At 68.9% G+C, this 264-nt stretch carries 1 protein-coding gene; it reads left to right on the top strand.

The window, feature by feature from the left end:
* The coding region (locus SB751_RS31610) for a hypothetical protein (RefSeq protein ID WP_410749222.1) at positions 1–264 on the top strand (264 nt) is incomplete at both ends.

The raw sequence follows: 264 nt of genomic DNA on the forward strand, positions 1-264 counted from the left end.
GCATGCGCCAGGCCGAGGCGTTGCCGATCCGCGATCATGCCCTGGCCGAGACGTGGCCGGAGCCGAACTACGGCAAGCTCCTCGAGGACGGCGCCGACCCCTTCCTGGTGGCGCTCGTGCACGCCAGCCGCGACGAGATTCCCAGCAAGCCGCGCAAGGGATGGAAGCTCAAGGGCTGGGCCGACCAAGTGCAACGGCTTCGGGAATTCTCCGGCGAGCTGCTGGCGGGCAGGATCAAGGGCGCCGATGTACGCGCCATCCTGG

The sequence above is a fragment of the Cupriavidus sp. SIMBA_020 genome, assembly GCF_046535395.1.
Classification (GTDB): domain Bacteria; phylum Pseudomonadota; class Gammaproteobacteria; order Burkholderiales; family Burkholderiaceae; genus Cupriavidus; species Cupriavidus campinensis.